Origin of the sequence: Blautia sp. MB18-30 (genome assembly GCF_023669475.1) — a bacterium.
Lineage (GTDB): Bacteria > Bacillota > Clostridia > Lachnospirales > Lachnospiraceae > Blautia_A > Blautia_A fusiformis.
On the sequence record NZ_JAMOYY010000048.1, the window covers coordinates 1 to 22,256 of the forward strand.

General features: G+C 44.6%; 26 protein-coding genes. 2 read left to right on the forward strand and 24 right to left on the reverse strand.

Annotated features, from left to right (window positions below; translation table 11 throughout):
- Window positions 1-778: 778 nt before the first annotated feature.
- The 21 genes from NCY57_RS14810 to NCY57_RS14910 form a co-directional block, all read right to left on the reverse strand.
- Complete coding sequence (locus tag NCY57_RS14810; RefSeq protein ID WP_250789796.1) at window positions 779-1,045, reverse strand: hypothetical protein; 267 nt, start codon at window positions 1,043-1,045, stop codon at window positions 779-781.
- Between the two features lie 16 nt (window positions 1,046-1,061).
- Window positions 1,062-1,304 (reverse strand): hypothetical protein, encoded by a 243-nt coding sequence (locus tag NCY57_RS14815; protein ID WP_015525915.1) that lies wholly within the window; start codon window positions 1,302-1,304, stop codon window positions 1,062-1,064.
- 123 nt (window positions 1,305-1,427) lie between these two features.
- Window positions 1,428-2,801, reverse strand: coding sequence for a DNA repair protein RadA (radA, locus tag NCY57_RS14820; protein ID WP_118368569.1), 1,374 nt, complete (start codon window positions 2,799-2,801; stop codon window positions 1,428-1,430).
- A complete protein-coding gene (locus tag NCY57_RS14825; protein WP_015525913.1) occupies window positions 2,795-3,208 on the reverse strand; it encodes a hypothetical protein in 414 nt (137 codons plus the stop codon). Before NCY57_RS14825 ends, radA begins: the two co-directional genes overlap by 7 nt.
- Before the next feature lie 96 nt (window positions 3,209-3,304).
- On the reverse strand, window positions 3,305-5,770 hold the full coding sequence (locus NCY57_RS14830) for an ATP-dependent Clp protease ATP-binding subunit (protein WP_110101980.1): 2,466 nt from the start codon (window positions 5,768-5,770) through the stop codon (window positions 3,305-3,307).
- Between the two features lie 11 nt (window positions 5,771-5,781).
- Entirely contained in the window at window positions 5,782-6,159 is a 378-nt protein-coding gene (locus NCY57_RS14835) for a GntR family transcriptional regulator (protein ID WP_015525911.1), read from the reverse strand.
- Window positions 6,160-6,231: 72 nt separating this feature from the next.
- A complete protein-coding gene (locus tag NCY57_RS14840; protein WP_015525910.1) occupies window positions 6,232-7,005 on the reverse strand; it encodes an SseB family protein in 774 nt (257 codons plus the stop codon).
- A gap of 185 nt (window positions 7,006-7,190) precedes the next feature.
- Entirely contained in the window at window positions 7,191-8,465 is a 1,275-nt protein-coding gene (gene purD / locus NCY57_RS14845) for a phosphoribosylamine--glycine ligase (protein ID WP_022426209.1), read from the reverse strand.
- Between the two features lie 32 nt (window positions 8,466-8,497).
- Window positions 8,498-9,121, reverse strand: a complete 624-nt coding sequence (purN, locus tag NCY57_RS14850; protein WP_015525907.1) for a phosphoribosylglycinamide formyltransferase — start codon at window positions 9,119-9,121, stop codon at window positions 8,498-8,500.
- On the reverse strand, window positions 9,115-10,140 hold the full coding sequence (purM, locus tag NCY57_RS14855; RefSeq protein ID WP_015525906.1) for a phosphoribosylformylglycinamidine cyclo-ligase: 1,026 nt from the start codon (window positions 10,138-10,140) through the stop codon (window positions 9,115-9,117). Before purM ends, purN begins: the two co-directional genes overlap by 7 nt.
- A gap of 50 nt (window positions 10,141-10,190) precedes the next feature.
- Window positions 10,191-10,691, reverse strand: coding sequence for a 5-(carboxyamino)imidazole ribonucleotide mutase (gene purE / locus NCY57_RS14860; protein ID WP_015525905.1), 501 nt, complete (start codon window positions 10,689-10,691; stop codon window positions 10,191-10,193).
- Between the two features lie 123 nt (window positions 10,692-10,814).
- Window positions 10,815-12,896: an aminopeptidase gene (locus NCY57_RS14865; protein ID WP_373152524.1), complete on the reverse strand. Its 2,082-nt coding sequence runs from the start codon at window positions 12,894-12,896 to the stop codon at window positions 10,815-10,817.
- A complete protein-coding gene (locus NCY57_RS14870) occupies window positions 12,877-13,488 on the reverse strand; it encodes an HD domain-containing protein (RefSeq protein ID WP_250789798.1) in 612 nt (203 codons plus the stop codon). Before NCY57_RS14870 ends, NCY57_RS14865 begins: the two co-directional genes overlap by 20 nt.
- A 3-nt stretch (window positions 13,489-13,491) precedes the next feature.
- Window positions 13,492-13,806, reverse strand: a complete 315-nt coding sequence (locus NCY57_RS14875) for a hypothetical protein (protein WP_015525901.1) — start codon at window positions 13,804-13,806, stop codon at window positions 13,492-13,494.
- Window positions 13,790-14,263 carry a VanZ family protein gene (locus tag NCY57_RS14880; protein ID WP_022426214.1) on the reverse strand — a complete coding sequence of 158 codons (474 nt, stop codon included), beginning with the start codon at window positions 14,261-14,263 and terminating at the stop codon, window positions 13,790-13,792. Before NCY57_RS14880 ends, NCY57_RS14875 begins: the two co-directional genes overlap by 17 nt.
- A gap of 64 nt (window positions 14,264-14,327) precedes the next feature.
- Window positions 14,328-14,480: a hypothetical protein gene (locus NCY57_RS14885; protein ID WP_022426215.1), complete on the reverse strand. Its 153-nt coding sequence runs from the start codon at window positions 14,478-14,480 to the stop codon at window positions 14,328-14,330.
- A gap of 70 nt (window positions 14,481-14,550) precedes the next feature.
- Window positions 14,551-15,225: an orotate phosphoribosyltransferase gene (gene pyrE / locus NCY57_RS14890; RefSeq protein WP_015525899.1), complete on the reverse strand. Its 675-nt coding sequence runs from the start codon at window positions 15,223-15,225 to the stop codon at window positions 14,551-14,553.
- 139 nt (window positions 15,226-15,364) lie between these two features.
- The gene (locus tag NCY57_RS14895; protein ID WP_330605211.1) at window positions 15,365-16,270 is read right to left on the reverse strand and encodes a dihydroorotate dehydrogenase; all 906 of its coding nucleotides are present in this window, start codon (window positions 16,268-16,270) and stop codon (window positions 15,365-15,367) included.
- On the reverse strand, window positions 16,267-17,061 hold the full coding sequence (locus tag NCY57_RS14900) for a dihydroorotate dehydrogenase electron transfer subunit (RefSeq protein WP_118516101.1): 795 nt from the start codon (window positions 17,059-17,061) through the stop codon (window positions 16,267-16,269). Before NCY57_RS14900 ends, NCY57_RS14895 begins: the two co-directional genes overlap by 4 nt.
- A gap of 15 nt (window positions 17,062-17,076) precedes the next feature.
- Window positions 17,077-18,003: an orotidine-5'-phosphate decarboxylase gene (gene pyrF, locus NCY57_RS14905; protein WP_021650965.1), complete on the reverse strand. Its 927-nt coding sequence runs from the start codon at window positions 18,001-18,003 to the stop codon at window positions 17,077-17,079.
- A complete protein-coding gene (locus NCY57_RS14910; RefSeq protein WP_015525895.1) occupies window positions 18,000-19,298 on the reverse strand; it encodes a dihydroorotase in 1,299 nt (432 codons plus the stop codon). Before NCY57_RS14910 ends, pyrF begins: the two co-directional genes overlap by 4 nt.
- A gap of 325 nt (window positions 19,299-19,623) precedes the next feature.
- Here NCY57_RS14910 and NCY57_RS14915 point away from each other — a divergent pair, with 325 nt between their 5' ends.
- The gene (locus NCY57_RS14915; protein ID WP_015525894.1) at window positions 19,624-19,824 is read left to right on the forward strand and encodes a cold-shock protein; all 201 of its coding nucleotides are present in this window, start codon (window positions 19,624-19,626) and stop codon (window positions 19,822-19,824) included.
- 144 nt (window positions 19,825-19,968) lie between these two features.
- Here NCY57_RS14915 and NCY57_RS14920 read toward each other — a convergent pair whose 3' ends face one another.
- Window positions 19,969-20,223, reverse strand: a complete 255-nt coding sequence (locus NCY57_RS14920; RefSeq protein WP_015525893.1) for a hypothetical protein — start codon at window positions 20,221-20,223, stop codon at window positions 19,969-19,971.
- A gap of 117 nt (window positions 20,224-20,340) precedes the next feature.
- Window positions 20,341-21,180, reverse strand: coding sequence for a DegV family protein (locus NCY57_RS14925; RefSeq protein ID WP_021650968.1), 840 nt, complete (start codon window positions 21,178-21,180; stop codon window positions 20,341-20,343).
- A 159-nt stretch (window positions 21,181-21,339) separates the two neighbouring features.
- Here NCY57_RS14925 and NCY57_RS14930 point away from each other — a divergent pair, with 159 nt between their 5' ends.
- Window positions 21,340-21,843, forward strand: coding sequence for a DUF5721 family protein (locus NCY57_RS14930; protein WP_022426217.1), 504 nt, complete (start codon window positions 21,340-21,342; stop codon window positions 21,841-21,843).
- On the opposite strand, the gene NCY57_RS14935 is transcribed toward NCY57_RS14930, so the two are convergent.
- Window positions 21,844-22,176: a sporulation initiation factor Spo0A C-terminal domain-containing protein gene (locus NCY57_RS14935; RefSeq protein WP_022426218.1), complete on the reverse strand. Its 333-nt coding sequence runs from the start codon at window positions 22,174-22,176 to the stop codon at window positions 21,844-21,846.
- Between the last annotated feature and the right edge of the window lie 80 nt (window positions 22,177-22,256).

The following is a 22,256-nucleotide window of genomic DNA, read 5'->3' on the forward strand; positions in this document are numbered from 1 at the left end:
TGTTTATTATCTTCCTGTTTATTATTTTATATGTGTTGTTTTTTAATAAGACTCTTCGCTGTATGGCGCTACGCCGGTCGCATTTTCAATGCGGGAATATGCAGGGGGAAGGCCATCTCAGAGTTCCGTAGCCCGAAGGCCTCCCCCTGCACCCCCACCCTCTTGGGCACGGAAGTAATTCTTCGTTGTTGTGTGTGCTGCGTTGTTGACTTTTGTCTGTATGCTGCGGTACTCAAAATGGAATGTTGTGCCGATCTGGTTTCTGTATTCTTCGGTACTTATGGTGGTACGCTGTGCCGATCTGCGATCTGCTCCCTGTATTCCTCGATATTTATGATGGTACGCTGTGCCGATCTGGTCCCTGTATTCTTCGATATTTATGGTGATACACTGGGCCGATCTAGTTCCTGTATTCTTCGATATTTATGGTGATACGCTGGGCCGATCCCGTTTCTGTATTCTTCGATACTTATAGGAATATTCTGTACCAGTCTGACATTTCAGGACAGGACGCCCAGTCCGCTTTCATCCCCCGCATGTTTTTTCCTGTCGGCTGGAAACGTCAGCCAGAGGAAGGTGGCATCGGGCCGGGCTGCTGCGGAGGAGGGGTGATTACTACTTGGGCTGCGGGAGACGGCGTTATTGCGGCAGGGTCTGCTGTCTGAGCCGCAGGCGAGTTCTGGCCCTGCCGCAATGCTTTTAGCCGTCTCCCGGAGCCCTAGTAGTATCCCCCGACGGAGTCCCTGCCCGGAGCGATGCCACTTTCCTCTGGCGTCCCTCAACCACATCCACCTCTCAAAACCCCAAAAACATCCCCGCCTGCATCCACCCCCGGACCGATGCCACCTTCCTCTGGCGTCCCTCTCCATCCACCCCACAAAACCGCAAAAACACCCCCGCCTGCATCCACTCCCCGGACCGATGCCACCTCCCTCTGGCGTCCCTCTCCATCCCAACAAAAAAAAGGCACCCGGCAGTTCCAACACTGCCAGACACCGGAACCAAAACACCCGTCAAACAGACATATACAATATATAATCAACATTCGCTATCTGCTCAACTCAATTACCACCAGAAAGTTCTCTCAGCAACTCAAGATCGCTGGCCTGCACTTTAATATTCGTAGTCAGCTTCTCACCCTCAGGGCTAATATACGTCACCTCAAGAATGCTCCCCTCACGAATCCCACGCCGGGAAACCGCACTACAAAATGCCGGAAACTTCGGATGATTCTGTTTAAATGTATTCCATGCATTCATAACCTTCATCATATTTCCAATATTTCCAATATTACCAATACCCATAACCAACACCAGCCTTTCCCTTACTATCATCTATGTTTTTTATCTATTAACCCAAACACAGCCGCCGTACAAACCATACAGCGGCTGACCACATGATCATATTCAAAATAACCTGCCGGGAACTCACAACCCTCTGATAAAAGAAATCGCATCCCGGATCCCAGCCACATAAACCAATTTAATTCCTTTAATACTCTCTGTAGCCGTCCGGTTCACCTCAGGAAGTATCACCGTCTCAAACCCAAGCTTTTTCGCTTCCTGCACACGCTGTCCGGCCATACTCACTGCACGAACCTCGCCACTCAGACCAATTTCACCAAACGCCATCACAGAATCCGGGATCACGATCTCCTTCGCACTGGAAATAATAGCAAGACAAATACCCAGATCGATCGCCGGCTCTGTCATCTTCATGCCACCCGCAATATTCACATAAGCATCCGAAGCAGCAAGATGAACTCCCGCCTTCTTCTCCAGAACCGCCATCAAAAGATTCACACGATTAAAATCCGTACCAACTGCTGTTCTTCTCGGAATTCCAAAATTACTCTGACACACCAGAGCCTGGATCTCCACCAAAATCGGTCTCGTCCCCTCCATAGAACATGCAACAACAGACCCCGAAGCATTCTCCGGTCTTCCATTCAAAAGGAACTCAGAAGGATTCTTCACTTCTTCAAGTCCGGAATTCTGCATCTCAAAAACACCAATTTCATTGGTAGAACCAAAACGATTTTTCACCGCACGCAGGATCCGGTAAGAAGCATGCCTGTCTCCCTCAAAGTAAAGCACAGTATCTACCATATGTTCCAGTACACGAGGACCTGCCACATTTCCCTCCTTGGTCACATGACCCACGATAAAAATGGACACTCCCATACCCTTAGCGATCTGCATCAGTACATTGGTAGATTCCCTCACCTGAGAAACACTTCCCGGCGCAGACGAAATATCTTCATGAAACATCGTCTGGATAGAATCCACAACAGCTACATCTGGTTTCGTCCGCTCAATGATCTCCCGGATATTTTCAAGATTCGTCTCACAGAGCAGTTTCAGTTTATCATTAAACGTTCCAAGCCGATCTGCCCGGAGCTTGATCTGTCTGAGAGACTCCTCACCAGAAATATACAAAACAGAAATCCCCTGTGAAGATAAATTTCTGCACACCTGCAACAACAATGTAGACTTGCCAATACCAGGATCTCCACCTACCAAAACAAGGGAGCCGGGGACGATTCCGCCTCCCAGCACCCTGTCAAGTTCACCGATTTCGCAGCTCTGACGTTCATCTGAAGAAAGACTGATATCTTTCAGAACTACAGGCTCCGTTTTCTTTTGTGTAGTTTTAATACTCCCTGAGGAAGATTTTTTGGAAGAAACCGTTTCCTCCACAAAAGTATTCCATGCCTTGCATGCCGGGCACTGCCCCATCCACTTGGCTGATTCATACCCGCATTCCTGACAGAAATAAACCGTTTTTTTATTTTTTAGCATTTTACAATTTTAACTTCTGCTTTGGTGTTCGCATCCAGTTCAACACTGAAAGAAAGCTTGCCGCCCAGGTTTGTGGTCATTGTACCTGTACTTACATCGTCAATAAATACCTGATACTCTGTCTCAGCTTCCAGTTCAACAGTAATCTGAGAATCCTCAAAGCCCTGAACCTCAAAACTCATTGCTGTTCCATCCTGCTGAAGATGGAACACACTGGTTCCCGGAACAGACTCATATACGAACATTCCATTACGCTCAAGTTTGGTGATCTCCTTATATGTTTTTACTTTATACATATCTCCCTGATACTGATAATCCGACAATTTGGATTTCTGATTTAATTCATAATCTCCAAAACTGATAGTCCCATTATCTTCTGTGCGGATCAATTCCTGTACCACTGCCATGATCTTATGTCCTCCTGAAATCTTTCGTTGTATAGTTTTAATTTTGTTAATTATAACTTATTTCTGTTTTTTTGGCTATAGAAAGTAATAAAATTCTTACGCTTTCTCCGCATCTTTTACTTCAAAGTAGATTTTCTTGTCTTTGACCTTCACCTGTACGGTATCACCGGCTTTGATCCGACCTTCAAGGATTTCTGTTGCCATCTCATCCTCAATCTTTGTCTGGATCGCACGACGCAGCGGTCTTGCACCGTATTTACTGTCAAAGCCTGCATCTGCGATAAGATCTTTAGCTGCTCCGGTAACTTTCAGTATGATATCCAGCTGTTCCTGACAGCGTTTTTCCAGGTTTTTCAAAAGAATAGTAACGATCTTCCTGATATTTTCTTTATTCAGAGAATGGAATACCATGATCTCATCGATCCGGTTCAGAAATTCCGGTTTAAACATCCGCCGCACTTCTTCCATCACTCCGGACTTCATACGTTCATAATCACGCTTTTCCGTATCTCCGGACATAAATCCAAGATGTTTCGGTTCCATGATCATCTGCGCACCTGCGTTGGAAGTCATGATAATGATCGTCTGCTTAAAATCCACTTTTCTGCCTTGAGCATCTGTAATATGACCATCATCAAGTACCTGCAGAAGAATATTAAACACATCCGGATGAGCCTTTTCAATCTCGTCAAAAAGAATGACACTGTATGGATTTCTGCGCACTTTTTCGCTGAGCTGTCCACCTTCTTCATAGCCTACATATCCGGGCGGCGATCCGATCATTTTAGAAACACTATGTTTTTCCATATATTCGGACATATCTACACGGATCATTGCCTGCTCACTTCCAAATACAGCTTCCGCCAGCGCTTTGGAAAGCTCCGTTTTTCCCACTCCGGTAGGTCCCAGGAATAAGAAAGAACCTATAGGCCTTGCCGGATCCTTTAATCCTACTCTTCCCCTTTTTACCGCACGGGCAACTGCAGAAACTGCCTCATCCTGTCCGATCACACGTTTTTTCAGAACCTTTTCCAAATTTGCAAGCTTACGGGATTCCCCCTCTGTCAGACGCTGTACAGGTATTTTTGTCCAGTCAGACACAATACCGGCAACTGCCTCTTCATCAACTGTAAGTGGATTTTTCCTATTTTTCCGCTCCGCCTTTCTTCGGATCTTTTCCAATTCTGCTTCCGCCTCATTCTGCTTTGCCTGTGCTGTTTTTGCACCTTCAAGATCTGCATTTATGACTGCCTGTTCTTTTTGTTTCAGAATATCGTGGATCTCTCTTTCCAGTGCTTCTGCTTTCGGAGACGGACGATATCCCGCCAGTTGTACTTTCGACGCTGCCTCATCAATAATGTCAATGGCTTTATCCGGAAGAAACCGGTCATTGATATAACGAACGGACATTTTTACAGCCGCCTCAAGGGCCTCATCCAGAATCTCTACACCATGATGTTTTTCATAATATGGGCGCAGCCCCTTCAGGATTTCAACAGCCTCCTCTTCTGTAGGCTCTTCCACGATGATAGGCTGAAAACGCCGTTCAAGCGCTGCATCCTTTTCAATGTATTTCCGATATTCTTCCAGTGTCGTTGCTCCGATCAGCTGGATCTCTCCACGGGAAAGAGACGGTTTCAGGATATTGGAAGCATCCAGTGCACCTTCCGCTCCACCGGCTCCGATGATCGTATGGATCTCATCAATAAAGAGCAATATTCCCTGCTGTTCGCTTACCTCATCGATCACATTTCGGATACGTTCTTCAAACTCACCGCGATATTTACTTCCTGCGACCATTCCGGAAAGATCCAGAACTACAACCCGCTTATCCTTCACAGTATCCGGTACCATTCCTGTGACGATCCGCTGTGCAAGTCCCTCTACAATAGCCGTTTTTCCTACTCCCGGTTCTCCAGTCAGGCAGGGATTGTTCTTTGTTCTTCTGCTCAGGATCTGGATCAGTCTGGCAATCTCTTTATCCCTTCCCACTACAGGATCCAGCTTACCTTCTTCTGCCATGGCCGTCAGATCTCGGCTATACTGATCCAGAGTTGGTGTTACACTGCTGTTTCTTCCCTTTGAAGCTTTTACAGCCTGGAATTCTTCCGCAATGGCATCGCTGTCCATTCCCATAGCTGTCAGCACTGCCGCATAAAGCTTCTGGATATTGGCACCCATTGTGTACAGCAGTCTGGTACCCACACAGTCTGTTTCTTTCAACATTGCCAGCAGAATATGTTCTGTCCCGACTTCCTCAAAACGCATGGATTCTGCTTCTGCATATGCACCCTCAAGAACTCTTCTGGTTCTTGGACTGAATCCCGGTTTCTGTGAAACAGCCGTATTTCCCGGCGGTGCGATCAGTTTATCGATCAGAGCCATCGCTTTATCAGCCTGGATCCCAAACTCCTCCAGAACTCTTCCTGCTGTGCCCTCCTTTTCTTCTACAAGCCCGACCAGCAGATGCTCCGTGCCGATATAACTATGTCCGCAGGAGCTGGCTGCCTCTTTTGCCAGAGCAAGAACATTCTCTGCCTGTTTTGTATATCGTTCCTGCATGATGTCTCCTCCTATCTGTCTGTGTCATACTCGTCAAAAATCTCGTCCACCAGCTGATGGACTTCTTCTCTTGTTACATTTTTACAGCATCCCCATGCCATTGCTACTGTCAGATTCTGTTTCATTTCTTCCAGTGCTCTGACCTTATCTGCATCTATGGAGATCACCGCTCCCTTTCGCCTGTCAATAGTCACAAAGCCTTCCTGACGAAGCAGCGCATATGCCTTATTCACAGTATGCATATTGATTCCTGCAATGCTTGCAAGCTGCCGTACAGAAGGCAGAGTATCCCCTTCATGAAGCCTTGATGTAGCGATCCCCATTATGATCTGATTGGTGATCTGCATATAGATTGCCTCATCACTGTTAAAATCGATTTCTATCACCATAGGGTAATCTCTCCTCTACAACAGCAAAAGGCTGCACAGTTTCATCCTGGCAGCCTGCTGTGATTTTTGTTTTTATTTACTGATCCCTGCAATCTTCTCTATCTGTTCTTTGTTAAGAACCAGATTAAATCCCATTGGATTTACCACATAAGCGTTTGCCTGCGGAATCATCAGGCTCGGAAGTTTGTCTATAGTCACTTTCGCAACACGGAGATTCTTGCCTCTTCCAAATTTCTCAAATTCCATAACATCTGTAAACACAGGCTGCATGATCTTATCCTCTTTATTTTTCAGATACGGAATATGGAGTTTTCCATCTTCTTCCTGCTCTGCATTGATCGCGATCAGGAATTCTGCCTTACGCAGATTGGCTATCAGCTCTTCTTCCAGCTCACGGATATTCTTGTGCTCTTCCTGTTTTACCGGACGACGCAATTCCTGCATAAAATAGATTCCGGAAAGTTCAAGTGACGGATTCAGAAGCGGTCTCTTTGACGGCTCGATCTTACTCATATCTCTCTGGTTTGCGATCTTTCCGATCTCAATCTCGATCTTCTCTTCTCCATCGATCCAGATCACACTGTTCACTCCGATCGCGTACAGCGTACCATACAGTCTTGGATAGTCTTTTTTCTCATATTTCATGCCCATAAGAAGGATCTTATCCTCAAGGAGCTGTTTACCATATTCTTTGATCTCTTCTTCTGTGGCAAAAATCCTTGCCTGGTCATTAAATGTTTCTTCATCACAGGTCACATATGGAAGTCTGGTTGCCTGTGAATATGCAACAAATACTTCCTCCCTGTTTCTGAGCTCATGGATTGCTTCTTCTACACTGATTCCCATTTTTCTGTCCTCTCTGCCTCATCACTTGGATGCGACACCTCATCAAGGAAAATGGTTGGTTCCTGTTGTGCCCTGTCAGCATCCAGCTTTTCATGTTCGTAACTACTCACTGTGTTTCATAGTTGTTACTATTGTACAATGAAATCCCTGTTTTCGTCAAGCTGTGCCTGTGAAAAATGACCAACTTAAGCCTCGTCGATAGCTTTTCCGATATCGTGACGCATATACTTGTTTGCAAAGCTGATCCACTCTGTAGCAGCATATGCATTCTTTCTGGCTTCTTTTAATGTCTCTCCTTTGGCAGTGATGCCAAGAACGCGCCCACCGTTTGTAACGATTTCTCCATCTTTAAATTTGGTTCCCGCATGAAAACAGTAGTATCCGTCTTTGTCCTTAAAATTCTCAAATCCATGGATCGGGATACCTTTTTCGTATTTTACCGGATATCCATCACTTGCAAGAACAACACAAACTGCTGCATTGTCCTCAAATTTCAGATCGATCTGATCAAGTTTGCCGTCTACACAGGCTTCCATTACTTCAATGATATCATTCTCCATACGCGGAAGAACAACCTGTGCCTCCGGATCCCCAAATCTTGCATTATATTCCAGAACCTTCGGGCCATCTGCAGTAAGCATCAGTCCGAAGAAAATGATTCCCTTAAACGGACGTCCCTCTGCTGCCATGGCATCTACTGTTTTCTGATAAACATATTTCTTACAGAATTCATCTACTTCCGGAGTATAGAACGGACTTGGAGAAAATGTTCCCATTCCGCCTGTATTCAGCCCCTGATCCCCATCCTTCGCACGCTTGTGATCCTGCGCGGATGTCATGGTACGGATCGTCTTTCCATCTACAAAAGAAAGTACGGAAACCTCACGGCCAGTCATAAATTCTTCAATTACCATGGTATTTCCGGCATTTCCGAATTTTTTGTCTTCCATGATCTCTTTTACGCCAGCTTCTGCCTCTGCAAGATCCTGGCAGATCAGAACTCCTTTTCCAAGAGCAAGACCATCTGCCTTCAAAACGATCGGGAATTTTGCCTCGGTCCTTAAATATTCCAGAGCTTTTTCCGGATCATCAAAATTCTCATAAGCAGCTGTAGGAATGTCGTATTTTTTCATAAGATCCTTGGAAAAAGCCTTGGAGCCTTCCAGAATAGCAGCATTTTTGCGCGGTCCGAACACACGCAGTCCCTCTGCCTCAAATACATCTACGATTCCGCCCACAAGAGGATCATCCATTCCCACGATAGTAAGATCGATCTCTTTTTCTTTGGCAAAGGCTGCCAGTTTTTCAAATTCCATTGCTCCGATATCTGCACATTCCGCATACTCTGCGATTCCTGCATTTCCAGGTGCACAGTAGATCTTGTCAACTTTCGGGCTTTTTGCAACACTCCATGCAATTGCATGTTCTCTTCCGCCGCTTCCTACGATTAATACTTTCATCTGTTTACTCCTTTGTTTCATCTGTCTGCTGATTACTTTAAAGAAACAATTCCATCTGTCACTGTGATCTTGTCATTGGCGATAAGATTGATTGCTTCCGGAAGGATCTTCCACTCTGCTTTTTCCATTACACGTCTCTGAAGCTCCTTGGATGTATCTCCGTCTTTTACCTTTACTGCTTTCTGAAGAATGATCGGACCTGTATCCGTTCCGGCATCTACGAAATGAACCGTAGCGCCTGTTACTTTCACGCCTCTTGCGAGAACTGCATCATGAACCTTAAGTCCATAAAAACCTTTTCCGCAGAAAGACGGGATCAGAGATGGATGGATATTGATGATCTTGTTGGGATACGCTTCCACCATCATCGGAGGGATCGCAACCAGATATCCTGCAAGAACAATCAGGTCTACCTCTTTTTCCTGAAGCTTCGCCAGTAATGCTTTATGGAAAGCTTCTCGGTCCGGATAGTCTTTCGGTGCGATGCATACCGCCTCTATATCATGCTTTCTGGCTCTTTCCAGAGCATAAGCGGAGGCATTATTACTGATCACGATATCCACTTTTGCATTTGTGATCTCTCCTGCATCAATAGCATCCAGGATCGCCTGAAGATTCGTTCCCCCACCGGAAACAAGAACACCGATCTTTAACATAAGGTCACTCCCTTTTCTCCCTCTTCAATGGATCCTACCACATATGGCTTATCGCCGGTTTTACGGATAGCTTCCATTGTTTTGTCAACATCTGCAGGATCTACTGCCAGGATCATTCCAAGACCCATATTATATGTATTATACATCATATGCTCATCAATATTTCCTTTTTCAGCAAGGAGCTTGAAGATCGGAAGTACCGGATAGCTGTCTTTTTTGACAACAGCTCTGGTTCCCTCTTTCAGCATACGTGGGATATTCTCATAGAATCCACCCCCTGTGATATGGCTGCATGCATGGATCTTCACGCCAGACTCTCGGATGCTCTTCAGCGCTTTTACATAGATTCTGGTCGGTGCGATCAGTGCCTCTCCCAGAGTTGTTCCAAGCTCTTCATAATAAGTATCCAGAGACTCTTTTGTCATGTCAAATACTTTACGTACAAGAGAAAATCCATTACTGTGAACTCCTGTGGAAGCCATACCGATCAGGACATCTCCTGGTTTCAGGGCCTCTCCTGTAAGAAGATCTTTTTTGTCAACGACTCCTACTGCAAATCCGGCAAGGTCGTACTCATCTTCCGGCATAAGTCCAGGATGCTCTGCTGTCTCACCACCGATCAGAGCTGCCTCAGACTGTACACAGCCCTCTGCAACACCTTTTACGATCTCTGCGATCTTTTCCGGATAATTTTTGCCGCAGGCAATGTAGTCCAGGAAAAACAATGGCTCGCCGCCTGCACATGCAATATCATTTACACACATGGCTACAGCATCGATTCCGATGGTATCATGCTTGTCCATAACCATGGCTACCTTAACCTTGGTTCCACATCCGTCTGTTCCGGAAACCAGAGTAGGCTCTTCCATATCTTTGAATTTCTCCATGGAAAATGCACCTGAGAATCCACCGATTCCTCCAAGTACCTCCGGTCTCATTGTCTTGGCAATGTGCTTTTTCATCAGCTCTACTGATTTGTATCCTGCCTCAATATCTACGCCTGAAGTCTTGTAATCCATAATGTCCTCCTTATGACAACACCTTTTTATTTTTATGGTAAAAGATTTATTTAGTAATTTTTGTATCCAACTTCCTGAAGCCTTGCGTCTTTCTTCTCAACCTGCTCCTTCAGATCCTGACTGTAGGCTTTCAGTCTGGAAAGAAGCTCTGCATCGGAAGTTGCAAGGATCTTGGCAGCAAGAAGTCCCGCATTGGCGCCACCATTGATCGCTACTGTGGCAACCGGGATACCGCTTGGCATCTGTACGATTGAGTAAAGGGAATCTCTTCCTCCCAGAGAGGTTGTATGCATCGGAATACCGATCACCGGCATTGGAAAGATCGCTGCGCACATTCCCGGAAGATGAGCTGCCATTCCTGCGCCTGCGATGATAACTTTGAAGCCTTTTTCTTCTGCTGTCTTTGCATACTCGAAAAATACATCCGGTTCTCTGTGTGCGGAAATGATCTTCATTTCATAATCAATCCCCAGTTTCTCCAGGATATCTGCTGCTTTGCTCATAACCGGCATATCTGAATCACTACCCATTACAATTCCTACTTTTGCCATTGTGTTCTCCTTTCATGGTACACTAACTGAATATTAGCCTGTGTCCTTTGACTATTGTTATGGTTATTCTACGTATATTCTCACTTTCTGTCAATACGATCGGAAAAACTGTAAATTTACTAATTAACTTATATTATTATTTAATGGAAGATTCTCAAAAGGACGGTTCAATTCCTCTGTTCCCGGAAGAACAAACCTTCCGTTTTCGATAATAGAAAGCATTTCTCCCTCATCATCGATCACACGGATACTTCCAAGCTCATCATAGGGAATGGTAATATCTGTATGACAGCCATAATAAGCAAGGCTTACGTCATCTTTTCGCATCTCGGAAATCTCATTATCCCTGGCGATGATCTCTTTTCCATCCGGATTATATACCGGTGTATCCTCTGCCCAGCTGTAACAGGTATCGCCCACAGCAAAATGCGGTCCCATTTTTTCTGCGATCAGGATCGGAAGCTTATCCGCAATTCCGTATTTCAGCGCCGCCACATAAGCTGTGGTATTTGTACCGATGGCAAACTCTCCCATGGGGATCTTCGGATGGTGGTGGAGGATATTATCTTCAATATATTTCCGGTTCTCTTCTTCGGTTTTAAAATTCGAGCAGGTGTAATCAATAACCTGGCCGCAGTCAAATACCAGTTTCAGATCCCGGAACTGAAGACCGTTCAGATATACTTTTTTCACATGAAGGATTCCGCCTGTGCCTGCCAGCTGCGGAGATGTAAAGACTTCGCCCACCGGAATGTTCACATCTGCCACACAGTTCTCAAAATTCGTCTGTTTCTCCGGATCTGTCAGCTCATGAAGATGGATCAGAAGATCCGTCTCATTGTCTCCACGTCCTTTGACTTCCACCCACTCACAGGTATCCAGGGTATTGATGATCGTCTGCTGGATTTCCTGATAGAGATGGTAATCCAATGTATTGATCTTTACGATCTCACGGAAAATTTCCTCATAATTTCCACCAATCTCAGGAACCGGATATGCAATGATCGTAAAACTTCTCTCATCACCTTTGATGTATCGGTTTACGATCTGTCCGGATTCATTGTCAAGTTCTGTCTGAAGCTTCTGCTGTGTCTCGCTTAATGCATAAGCTTCCGGTTTACTTATCGGAGAGAAAGGATTTTCTCCAAATGTATCAATGCAGGCCGGACCGCCATGTACTTCTGCCAGTTCTCTGTACTTCTCATAGGAGGTCTGCATAGCACGAAGTTTTCGCTGAACAAAATCCCCATCCAGGAACAATGCACTGTCCTGACGATGATCGTAATCGTACTGCGGATTGGCAACGCCGCCTGTATAGCCTACTCTCACGGCGCCTCTCTTATTTACCACATGCGTTGCATGGCGATAGATCACCGGCTTCAGACCCATTTTTTCAAACTGGAGGATCGCTGCTTTTACCATCCGTTCAAAACCAAGACTATATCGGATATTTACTGTTTTCTTTTTTGTGATATCCTTCCGTCCGGTGATAAATCCGATCCGATAGCCTTCTGTATAGGTAGAAGCCATCTTATCGATCTCTTCCTGAGAAAGGGAGTTCAGAAACTCTGCAACTCCTGTTTCATTCTCTGAAACAAACTCGCCATAGCGATACAGATATCTCAGATCCGAAAGATCCGAATTCATGATGATATCTGCTGCAAAGTCAAGCTCCGGATCTACACCTTCCCGTATCCTCTGCTCCATCATATCCTGGCAGTAATCATTTACATAGGAACGGAGAATCCCCTCCACTGTTGCCGCCTCCGGAAGTTCTTCCTCACAAAATGCAGAATATACTTCTAGAAACAGTTCCATGGATACAGTCATATCCCACAGCCTTTTCTCATGAGCATAAGCTACAGTTCCTGCGATCTCTGCATACAGAAAACTGAAGGCTTTTCCATATTCTCCCATCTGCTGTACTGCATACGCCGGATTTCCATAGCTGCTTTCATAATTTTCCGGGAGGATATCCTGATAAAAGCAATGATTTCTCTCTTTCAACGCCTCCATCGTAAGCTCTGCTGCGCTCTCATCCATCACATCTGCTGCCATGGAAAGAAACTTTGCCCTGTTTCTGAAAAAATCTCCAAACGGTTTTTTTACGGTTTCTTCTGTTATGATCTCACGGATCCGTTCCTTCGCAAGTCCATAACGTTCTTTCATGCATTCTTCCAAGACTTCATCTCCCATCTTTTTCATCATCGATCACATGCCCCAGGGCAATGTGTTTGTCAACGAGTTCTTTCATATATTCCCAGATCACTTCAGAACCCTCTCCTGTTTTCCGGTTTCTCTTATAAATCTGACTTTTCTTCACCTGATGCTCTTCCCAGCTTTTTCCGTTGGAAGCATCATTTAGAAACAATGGCTGACAATTATCTAGCACATGGGCAAATTTCGCCTCCGGGGTTTCGTAAGCCTCAAACTCCTCCCATAATGCTTTTAACCACTGTCCCTGATCTTCCGGCAATAGTCCATAGATCCGTTCTGCTGCCTGCTTCTCCCTGTATTCCTTGGTTGTCGCTCCTTTTTCATCATATGCATAGGTATCACCTGCATCAATCTCTACCAGATCATGCGCCAGTACCATAGGAATCACCTTCGAAAGATCCACTTCCTCATTGGAATATTCCTTTAAAAGCACCGCCATCAACGCCAGATGCCAGGAATGCTCCGCATCATTCTCTTTCCGCTTTCCGTCTGCAAGATATGTCTGACGGAAAACATTCTTGACTTTATCTATTTCCATAATAAAGTCCAGCTGTTTTTTTAAGCGTTCTTTTTTATCCATCTGTTATACCCCCGATAAAAAAAGTCCCAGCCAGATAACCAGGATCACTCCGTTCAAAATAGACCCGACCATGCTCGTCCTGTGTTTCCGGTTTTCTTCCGAAAAGCTGGAAAGCCCCAGTGTAAAGCCATATGCAGAAAGCAGCATGGCAAAAAGCCCGGTTCCGCCGATCAGGCCCCCGAGCTTTCCATCAAAAAAGAGTGCAAGCACAACTGCCGCGATAAACAGCACGAGGGAAGCCGCCGCAAGTCCTACAGACCATTTTCCCTTGGAAGCTTCTCTTTTTTTTGCAAATGCATATCTATATCTTCTTGCCATTAATTTTTCTCCTAATCCTGTCGCAGACTGCATAAATCCCATATCCAAGCGCTGCGCCCAGAGTATTCAATATCATATCATCCACATCAAAGCAGCCAACTTTTGTAAGCAGCTGGATCACTTCTATCGTCAGACTGATAAAAAAGCCGGATAATATGATAAAAAAGCCATTTCGCATTTTTCCGGTTATTACCGGAAGAATAAATCCGTATGGCACAAATCCCAGCACATTTCCAAAAACATTTGTGAAAAGCGCAAATGTACCCACTATTTTTCGATAAGTCCAGAAACGCCTGATCTCCACAAACGGAACAAGATTGTAACGGTATTCTCTTTCTGCATCCGCCACTCTTCCGTATCCTTCGGAAAAGAACAGAAGATACACAAGAACAAGAACATACAATACAAAAAAAGCTGTCCCGAGTTTTTTTACTCTGCGTTTTGTCCCTTTTTCCAATATTCTCCCCTGCTTAAATAGTCCGAAAAGCCACACGGAACAACGTGCGGCTTTTCAGATCATATTAGATTAATATCTCTGATTTTCTTCTGAGCAGTCTCGCACCGTTCACGATCATCAGAATTCCTGTGACAAGTCCCGTCACCAGAACGACAATACCGAGTGCAAGGCTTCCCGCCCCGCTGCTCGCCATAGTTTTATAAATTTTTTCATTCATAAGGCTGCGTCCTCCCAGTAAAAGCGGACCTTCGGAATCCGCCGCTCTTTTATGACCTTTTATAACAATATTATTCTGCGCCGTACTGGTCATAATATGCATCAATGGCAGCTTTCAGCTTATCATCGATCACAACACGGCCTTTGTATTCTTTGTTGTAGAGATGCTCAACAACCTCCGCCATAGTTACAATAGCTGTAGTCTGAAGGCCGTAGGTTTCCTCGATCTCTTTGAGCGCACTCTTTGTTCCCTGGCCGCGTTCCATACGGTCAACAGAAACCACAAGACCTATCGGATTTACATCTCCCTGCGCTTTGATGATCGGAAGTGTTTCTTTAATGGATGTTCCTGCAGTCGTAACATCCTCAATGATCACTACCTTATCCCCATCCTGGATCGGGCTGCCAAGAAGAATTCCTTTATCTCCGTGGTCTTTCACTTCCTTACGGTTGGAACAGTAACGGATATCCTTTCCGTACATTTCACTGATCTCCATAGTTGCTGCTACAGAAAGCGGAATTCCTTTGTATGCCGGTCCAAACAGCACATCAAAATCCAGTCCGAATTTGCTTTCTATCGCTTTTGCATAATACTGTCCCAGCTTGCGAAGCTGCGCACCGGTACGGTAAAATCCTGTATTTACAAAAAATGGTGTCTTTCTTCCTGATTTCGTAGTAAAATCTCCAAATTTCAGGACATTACAGTCAATCATAAATTCAATAAATTCCTGCTTATACTGTTCCATTTATCTAATCCTCCATGTTTTTCATATATACGACAAACCCAGGATCCACACTCTGCTGCAATCCCAGTGTAAAATCCCTTTATTTATCCTGTTAATTCTAACATATGAACAACAGAATTGCAAATACGGCAATCCTCCGTTATTTCACTGCTCCGATCAGCTCATTGATGTCTTCCACTTTCTGTTTTTCAAGAAATGCCTGAATACCATCTGCGATCTCCACAGTAGCATAAGGGTTAAAAAAGTTTGCAGTTCCCACAGACACTGCAGTAGCACCTGCCATAATAAATTCTAGGGCATCCTCAGCAGATGCGATTCCTCCCATACCGATGATAGGAAGGGATACTGCATTTGCCACCTGATATACCATACGGACAGCTACCGGTTTTACTGCAGGACCGGACATTCCGCCAGTTTTATTTGCCAGTGCAAATGTACGTCTGTTGATATCGATCTTCATTCCTGTCAGGGTATTGATAAGAGAAAGAACATCTGCGCCGCCAGCTTCTGCTGCTTTCGCCATCTCGGTAATATCGGTTACATTTGGGCTCAGCTTCATGATCACCGGCTGTTTTGCATATTTCTTTACTTCTTTTGTGATCTCTTCAAGCGCTTTCGGATTCTGACCGAAGGCAATTCCGCCTTCCTTGACATTCGGACAGGAAACATTGATCTCCAGCATATCCACAGGCTCGTTTCCAAGGCGTTCTACAACCTCACAGTAATCCTTTGCAGATTTTCCACAGACATTGACGATGATCTTTGTATCATATTTTTTAAGGAACGGAATATCTCTTTCACAGAAAACATCAATTCCCGGATTCTGAAGACCAATGGCATTGAGCATTCCGGATGCTGTCTCGATCACTCTCGGTGTAGGATTTCCCGGCCACGGTACATTTGCCACACCTTTTGTCACAACTGCGCCAAGTCTGTTCAGATCCACAAATTCACTGTATTCCGCTCCGGAACCAAATGTTCCGGATGCTGTCATCACCGGATTCTTAAGTTCTACGCCGGCAAGATTTACATTCATTCTGCTCATAACTCTACCTCCGTGCTCAGGAATACAGGTCCGTCTTTACATACTCTCTTGTTATGGACATGAGAATGAGGATCCACATCTTTGGATTTGCACACACAGGCAAGACACGCGCCTACGCCACAGGCCATACGCTCTTCCATGGAGATCCAGCACGGAATTCCTTTTTCAAGGGCATATGCCTTGATGGCACGGAGCATCGGGGCAGGTCCGCAGGCAAAGATCGCATCTGCCTCAAGATCGTTCTCACGGATGGCATCCATAACATTTCCCTTTGTTCCTGCAGAGCCGTCTTCTGTTGCCACATAAACATCTCCATAAGCTTCAAATTCCTTATTTAAAAACAGCTCATCTCTGTATCCGAGAACCATGATCTTTTCTGCGTCCAGCTGTTTAGCAGTTTCCAGCATTGGCGGGATTCCGATTCCTCCACCCATGAGAAATACTTTTTTGCCTTTTACTGCATCCAGCGGAAAACCATTTCCCAGAGGTCCCATAGTCTCAATGGGGACCCCTGCATGAAGTCTGGAAAATTCCTCCGTACCGGTTCCTTTTCCTGTAACGCGATATACCAGTCTCAGTTTTCCTTCTGCTTTATCGATCTCACAGAGACTGATGGGTCTTGGCAAAAGCTTACCGCCATTGCGGCTGTAAAGTGATACAAACTGTCCCGGCACTGCATTTTTTCCAATCTCACCTGCATCCAGCCACATACTGTAAATATCTGTACCAATACATTCCTGGCTGAGTATCTTACAGGGCTTTTTTGTTTTTTTACTTTCTGATGTACTCATAAAATGCCTCCTGTATTATCTGTTCTCCAGCGCACCGCTGATATCCGCGATCATATCTTTTACTGCCGCTCTGGAAGCATCTGCGTAATTTTCAGCGCCAAACTCTTTATATTTCTCCTGCTTATATGCAGCGATGATTCCTCTGGAAGAGTTTACGATAGCACCAAGTCCATCCTCATTAAAGAAATGGACAAGATCTGCGCCCTTTCCACCCTGAGCACCATATCCGGGAACAAGGATAAATGTCTTCGGCATGATCTTTCTTAATACCTTTCCCATTTCCGGATAGGTCGCACCTACAACAGCACCAACATAACTATATCCATCACCCATAAGCTCATCGCCCCACTGTGCAACCTTCTCACCTACCAGCTCATAGAGCGGGCGACCGTCGATGACACGATCCTGGAACTCACCACTTGATGGATTGGAAGTTTTGACCAGAACAAAGATACCCTTTTTCTCTTCCTTGCATACATCCATAAAGGGTTTCACACCATCAGAACCAAGGTATGGATTGACTGTTGCAAAATCCTCATCAAAACCTGCATATTTTTTTGAGCCTACCTGAACCTGTCCCAAGTGACCAACTGCATATGCTGCAGATGTGGAACCGATATCACCTCTTTTGATATCACCGATCACAACCAGATCTTTGGATTTACAATACTCAACCGTTTTCTTGTATGCGATCAGTCCCGGGATACCAAACTGCTCATACATGGCGATCTGTGGTTTCACTGCCGGGATCAGATCAAAGGTCGCATCCACGATTCCTTTGTTATACTGCCAGATTGCTTCTGCAGCGCCCTCCAGAGTCTCCCCAAACTCTGCAAAAGCCTTTTTCTGGATATGCTCCGGAATATAATTCAGCATAGGATCCAGTCCTACAACGATTGGTGCATTTGTTTTGCGGATATTGCTGATCAGTTTGTTAATCATGATTCTTTCTCCTCCTGGTTATTAAATACAATTTTTCCGTCACAGATGGTATAAAGCACTTTTCCCTTTACTTTCCAGCCATCAAACGGTGTGTTATGTCCTTTGGAAACAAATTTATTTTTATCGATAGCATACTCCTGCTCCGTATCCACGATGATCACATCTGCCGGATGGCCTTTCTGGAGAGTTCCTCTGTCAAGCCCGAGGATTTTCGCCGGGTTCAGGCACATCTTCTCAACCATCTGTTTCAGTGTGATCACATCTTTTTCCACCAGCTCTGTATAGGTGAGCGGAAGGCTTGTTTCCAGACCTACGATCCCAAATGGTGCATTCTTCATAGAACCTGTTTTTTCCTGTGCACTGTGCGGTGCATGGTCCGTGCTGATCACCTCGATGGTACCGTCCTTCAGGCCCTGTTTCAGTGCTTCCACATCCTTCGGTGTACGGAGCGGCGGATTCATCTTGTAATTCGGGTCATCTGTTTTAATATCATCGGATGAAAGGATAAAATGGTGCGGGCATACCTCAGCTGTGATATTGTCGTATCCTTTCTCTTTTACGATCTTCATCATCTGGGCATCCCCATAAGTGGAACAGTGGCAGAGATGAAGATGGACTCCTGTCTCCAGCGCCAGAATGATATCTCTGGCTGTAATGGTATCTTCCACTGCATTGCAGATTCCGGGAAGCCCCAGTCTTTTGGCGTTCTCATCCTCATTCATGCATCCATCTCCACGCAGATCGATATCTTCACAATGGTCAAAAAACGGCACGCCACATTCTGCTGCGATCCTCATTGCTTCTTTACAAAGTGCTGTATTCATCACAGATTTACCATCCTCGGACACTGCCGGGATCCCTGCTTTCACCATTCCGGCAATATCTGCAAGTTCAGTACCCTTTTCTCCCATGGTGGCTGCACCTGCCTGAAGTACATGAATACCGGAAACCTGCGCCGCCTTGTTATGTACATAGTTTACCCGGTCCGGATTATCAATAGTGGGAGTTGTATTTGGCATAGCAACTACAGTTGTCACACCACCACGTGCTGCCGCAGCAGCACCACTCTTGATATCTTCCTTGTGTGTCTGGCCCGGATCACGAAAATGGACATGAAGATCGATAATTCCCGGCATGACCAGCTTTCCTTTCGCATCGATCACACGGTCGCCGTCTTTCTTTTTCAGCTTCTGGCCTATTTCCGCAATGATTCCGTCTTCCAGATAAATATCGCCTGTTTTATCCGTATCTGTAGCCGCATCCACGATCCGGCCTCCTCGAATCAGAATCCCCATTTCTGTTCTCCTCTCATCCTGTATTTTCAAAGCAGATCCTTCAATCCGCTTGTATTCTCCTATATCATACACGAAATCTCTCTATTTATAAAGATTTTTTTTACAAAGCAATTTCGCCCCTTTTTACACCCCGGAATTGTTGGAATTTTCTCCTTGACATTTCAAAACACGGGTTATATAATCAGAGCATGGCAAAATATTTAATGTAAAATCACTAGTTTTTAGAGATTATATTTACATGAATATAGTCTGTAAAATCTGGTGATTTTTTATTATCATCAGAAGGCTATTTTAATTTTTTTTATTTTTATGGAGGTAACACAAAATGAACAAGGGAACTGTAAAATGGTTCAACGCAGAAAAAGGTTATGGTTTTATCACAGGTGAGGACGGACAGGATGTATTCGTACACTTCTCCGCTATCAACGGTGAAGGCTTCAAATCTCTTGAAGAAGGACAGGCTGTATCCTACGACTTAACAGAGGGCGCTCGCGGAATGCAGGCTGCTAACGTTACAAAGTTATAATTCTATAACCATAAAAAACGTATAAGTCAAAACGGGGCTGCTTTATGGCAGACCCGTTTTTTATTGCATTATATTTATCCTGTATATAAAAATCCCCGGGATGCTTCAACACATCCCGGGAACCCATCATTTCATATGTGTTTTCTATTCCGCACTGTCTGAAGATAATCCGGAAATATAATCTGTCAATGCAGAAGTATCCATCACAGTATCCACCTTCACACTGGCTTCCTTCGCCTGGATCTTGGCATATGCGGAATATCCGATCCAGCCTACAAGCAGAACCGCGATGAGGATCCATGCCGCCATCTCAAGTACAAATTCTGCGCGTTCCTTCTTCAGGGCACTGTTTCGCGAGTATTTGTTGTTTTTATATTTGTCAACTTTCTTCTGGCTCATTGTCTTTCTCCTTTGCCGCTTCAGTACTTCGTTCATTATAGCACACTTGTTTTCAAAAGAAAAGCGGCAACTCCCTGAAGAAATGTGATAATTTTCTGAACTGGAGATTTTCTCTGATCAGACTGCTACGATAACGCCACCATCGTTGGCATACATACTGCTGACACCGGCAGTATCCATAACTACGATCTTTGCTGGGTGCAGTTTCTCACGGATAGCCTCCTCCAGCATCTTCGCTCTTTCCGGACAGTTGCAATGAGTGATGGCAACTGTCTTTTCCGGGATGTTGATCCCCTTCTCTCCAATGTGATCCACCATTTTTACGATTGCTTTATTCATGCCTCTGGCCTGATCCAGCTGACAGATCGTTCCTTCCGGAGTAGCTCCCATAACCGGCTTGATCTTCAGTGCACTGGCCACCAGAGCTTTCACTCTGCCCAAACGTCCGTTCTTGCGCAGAGTTTCCAGATTCTCCAACACAAAAAATGTGTTCATCTCTTCAATATATTTCTCTACTTCACTTACTACTTCTTCAAAAGAAAGTCCCTTTTCTTCACACTCCACGATCTTCATGGCAATCAGACTCTGACCACCGGATGCAGATTTGGAATTAAATACATGAACCTTTTTCTCCGGCTGCTCTTCCAGGAACAGGTTTTTTCCAAGAATCGCACTGTTATAGGAACCACTCAATTCTGCCGATAGCGTCACCGCATAAATGTGTTCCGCATCACACTCATATGCCTTCATATAGCGTTCCGGAGAAGGGCATGCAGACTTGGGGCATTCCGGGCAGGCCGCAACCTTCTTTAAAAAATCTTTCTGATCGAAATTCTCATCATCTATAATATTCTCACCGCCCACCGTCAGCGTCAGTGGTATGGATTCAATCCTGCCGTCATTTTTCCATTCATCTAAAAGCTCCCCACAGCTATCTATCGCAATCTTATAGCTCAATTATATCGTCCTCTTTTCCATTATATGTAGTATTCAATACCACATCTATCGTATCACATAAACAGATATTTGAAAAGAGTTTTTTAAAAAGTCTGTCCTTTTTTCTTTATCTGAGATATAATGTCTACACGCGATCACATAAAAGAAAGGAAGTGCGGCATGCTTGCATTAAAGATCACAGATATCCGGGATTTCACAAACAAACTTTTTATAGGAGAAGTATTTGACAAATTCTGTCTGTCCGAAGCGACTGTGACTACTTTTAATACTTTTACCATTGATGGCAGGCTTCAGAAAGATTTTTTTGATACAGACAGCATGAACAGACTCACAGAGCACGGCCGGACACATTCTCTCTGGAAGGACATCAGACCTTTCTGCTGGTCTGTGATCCGCGGCAAGCGTACGCCCTTAAGCTTCAGGATCGTGCTGCATTTAAGTCGGAGTGGAGTTGAAGCTGCAATGAGAAATACAGATTTCGGAATTTCCTCCGAACAGATAGACGGACTATTCTTAAATCTTCAATTTAAAAATAACAGCCTTCTTTGTACTACCGGAACCTCTCTTAAAACATTCTCTATGGATAAACGCCCGGAGCAGCTCTGGGATGATATGATCCTGAGCTTTCTGTCCAGGAATCAGATTCTTTTTGAAAGGCTATAGTCAATTCTCTTCTTCTATTTCCCTCAGGTAATACGCAAGCATATCAATAAATTCACTGTTGGTAGGCTTGTATTCCAGAGGATATCCTGCAATCTCATCCAGCAGTTTTTTATTTCCTTCCCAACACACATTTACCATTGTTCTGATATCATGCTCAATATTGGTAGGTGTTGATCTGTACTTCCGCGCCAGGCATGGATAAATGTCCTTTGTGATCCGCAATGGTTTATACTGATACCCCATGGAAATCTTTACCGCTTCCGCAACGAAAAAATATCCTTTGTATTTCGAATTTGCACCAAGTCTTCTGATCAATCCATACACCTTTTTCATACATTTGTTCCTCCATTTCATTTTTTTCTCTTTTTAAAAGCACTCCCTTATGTATAATACGACAGTTATCTATATTTTTC

Excerpts from the sequence above, each read along its gene's own strand:
- NCY57_RS14810 (WP_250789796.1), bottom strand. The coding sequence starts at position 1,045 with ATGTTGATTATATATTGTATATGTCTGTTTGACGGGTGTTTTGGTTCC.
- NCY57_RS14815 (WP_015525915.1), bottom strand. The coding sequence starts at position 1,304 with ATGGGTATTGGTAATATTGGAAATATTGGAAATATGATGAAGGTTATG.
- radA (WP_118368569.1), bottom strand. The coding sequence starts at position 2,801 with ATGCTAAAAAATAAAAAAACGGTTTATTTCTGTCAGGAATGCGGGTAT.
- NCY57_RS14825 (WP_015525913.1), bottom strand. The coding sequence starts at position 3,208 with ATGGCAGTGGTACAGGAATTGATCCGCACAGAAGATAATGGGACTATC.
- NCY57_RS14830 (WP_110101980.1), bottom strand. The coding sequence starts at position 5,770 with ATGCAGGAACGATATACAAAACAGGCAGAGAATGTTCTTGCTCTGGCA.
- NCY57_RS14835 (WP_015525911.1), bottom strand. The coding sequence starts at position 6,159 with ATGGTGATAGAAATCGATTTTAACAGTGATGAGGCAATCTATATGCAG.
- NCY57_RS14840 (WP_015525910.1), bottom strand. The coding sequence starts at position 7,005 with ATGGGAATCAGTGTAGAAGAAGCAATCCATGAGCTCAGAAACAGGGAG.
- purD (WP_022426209.1), bottom strand. The coding sequence starts at position 8,465 with ATGAAAGTATTAATCGTAGGAAGCGGCGGAAGAGAACATGCAATTGCA.
- purN (WP_015525907.1), bottom strand. The coding sequence starts at position 9,121 with ATGTTAAAGATCGGTGTTCTTGTTTCCGGTGGGGGAACGAATCTTCAG.
- purM (WP_015525906.1), bottom strand. The coding sequence starts at position 10,140 with ATGGATTACAAGACTTCAGGCGTAGATATTGAGGCAGGATACAAATCA.
- purE (WP_015525905.1), bottom strand. The coding sequence starts at position 10,691 with ATGGCAAAAGTAGGAATTGTAATGGGTAGTGATTCAGATATGCCGGTT.
- NCY57_RS14865 (WP_373152524.1), bottom strand. The coding sequence starts at position 12,896 with ATGAAAAAGATGGGAGATGAAGTCTTGGAAGAATGCATGAAAGAACGT.
- NCY57_RS14870 (WP_250789798.1), bottom strand. The coding sequence starts at position 13,488 with ATGGATAAAAAAGAACGCTTAAAAAAACAGCTGGACTTTATTATGGAA.
- NCY57_RS14875 (WP_015525901.1), bottom strand. The coding sequence starts at position 13,806 with ATGGCAAGAAGATATAGATATGCATTTGCAAAAAAAAGAGAAGCTTCC.
- NCY57_RS14885 (WP_022426215.1), bottom strand. The coding sequence starts at position 14,480 with ATGAATGAAAAAATTTATAAAACTATGGCGAGCAGCGGGGCGGGAAGC.
- pyrE (WP_015525899.1), bottom strand. The coding sequence starts at position 15,225 with ATGGAACAGTATAAGCAGGAATTTATTGAATTTATGATTGACTGTAAT.
- NCY57_RS14895 (WP_330605211.1), bottom strand. The coding sequence starts at position 16,270 with ATGAGCAGAATGAATGTAAATCTTGCCGGCGTAGAACTTAAGAATCCG.
- NCY57_RS14900 (WP_118516101.1), bottom strand. The coding sequence starts at position 17,061 with ATGAGTACATCAGAAAGTAAAAAAACAAAAAAGCCCTGTAAGATACTC.
- pyrF (WP_021650965.1), bottom strand. The coding sequence starts at position 18,003 with ATGATTAACAAACTGATCAGCAATATCCGCAAAACAAATGCACCAATC.
- NCY57_RS14910 (WP_015525895.1), bottom strand. The coding sequence starts at position 19,298 with ATGGGGATTCTGATTCGAGGAGGCCGGATCGTGGATGCGGCTACAGAT.
- NCY57_RS14915 (WP_015525894.1), top strand. The coding sequence starts at position 19,624 with ATGAACAAGGGAACTGTAAAATGGTTCAACGCAGAAAAAGGTTATGGT.
- NCY57_RS14920 (WP_015525893.1), bottom strand. The coding sequence starts at position 20,223 with ATGAGCCAGAAGAAAGTTGACAAATATAAAAACAACAAATACTCGCGA.
- NCY57_RS14930 (WP_022426217.1), top strand. The coding sequence starts at position 21,340 with ATGCTTGCATTAAAGATCACAGATATCCGGGATTTCACAAACAAACTT.
- NCY57_RS14935 (WP_022426218.1), bottom strand. The coding sequence starts at position 22,176 with ATGAAAAAGGTGTATGGATTGATCAGAAGACTTGGTGCAAATTCGAAA.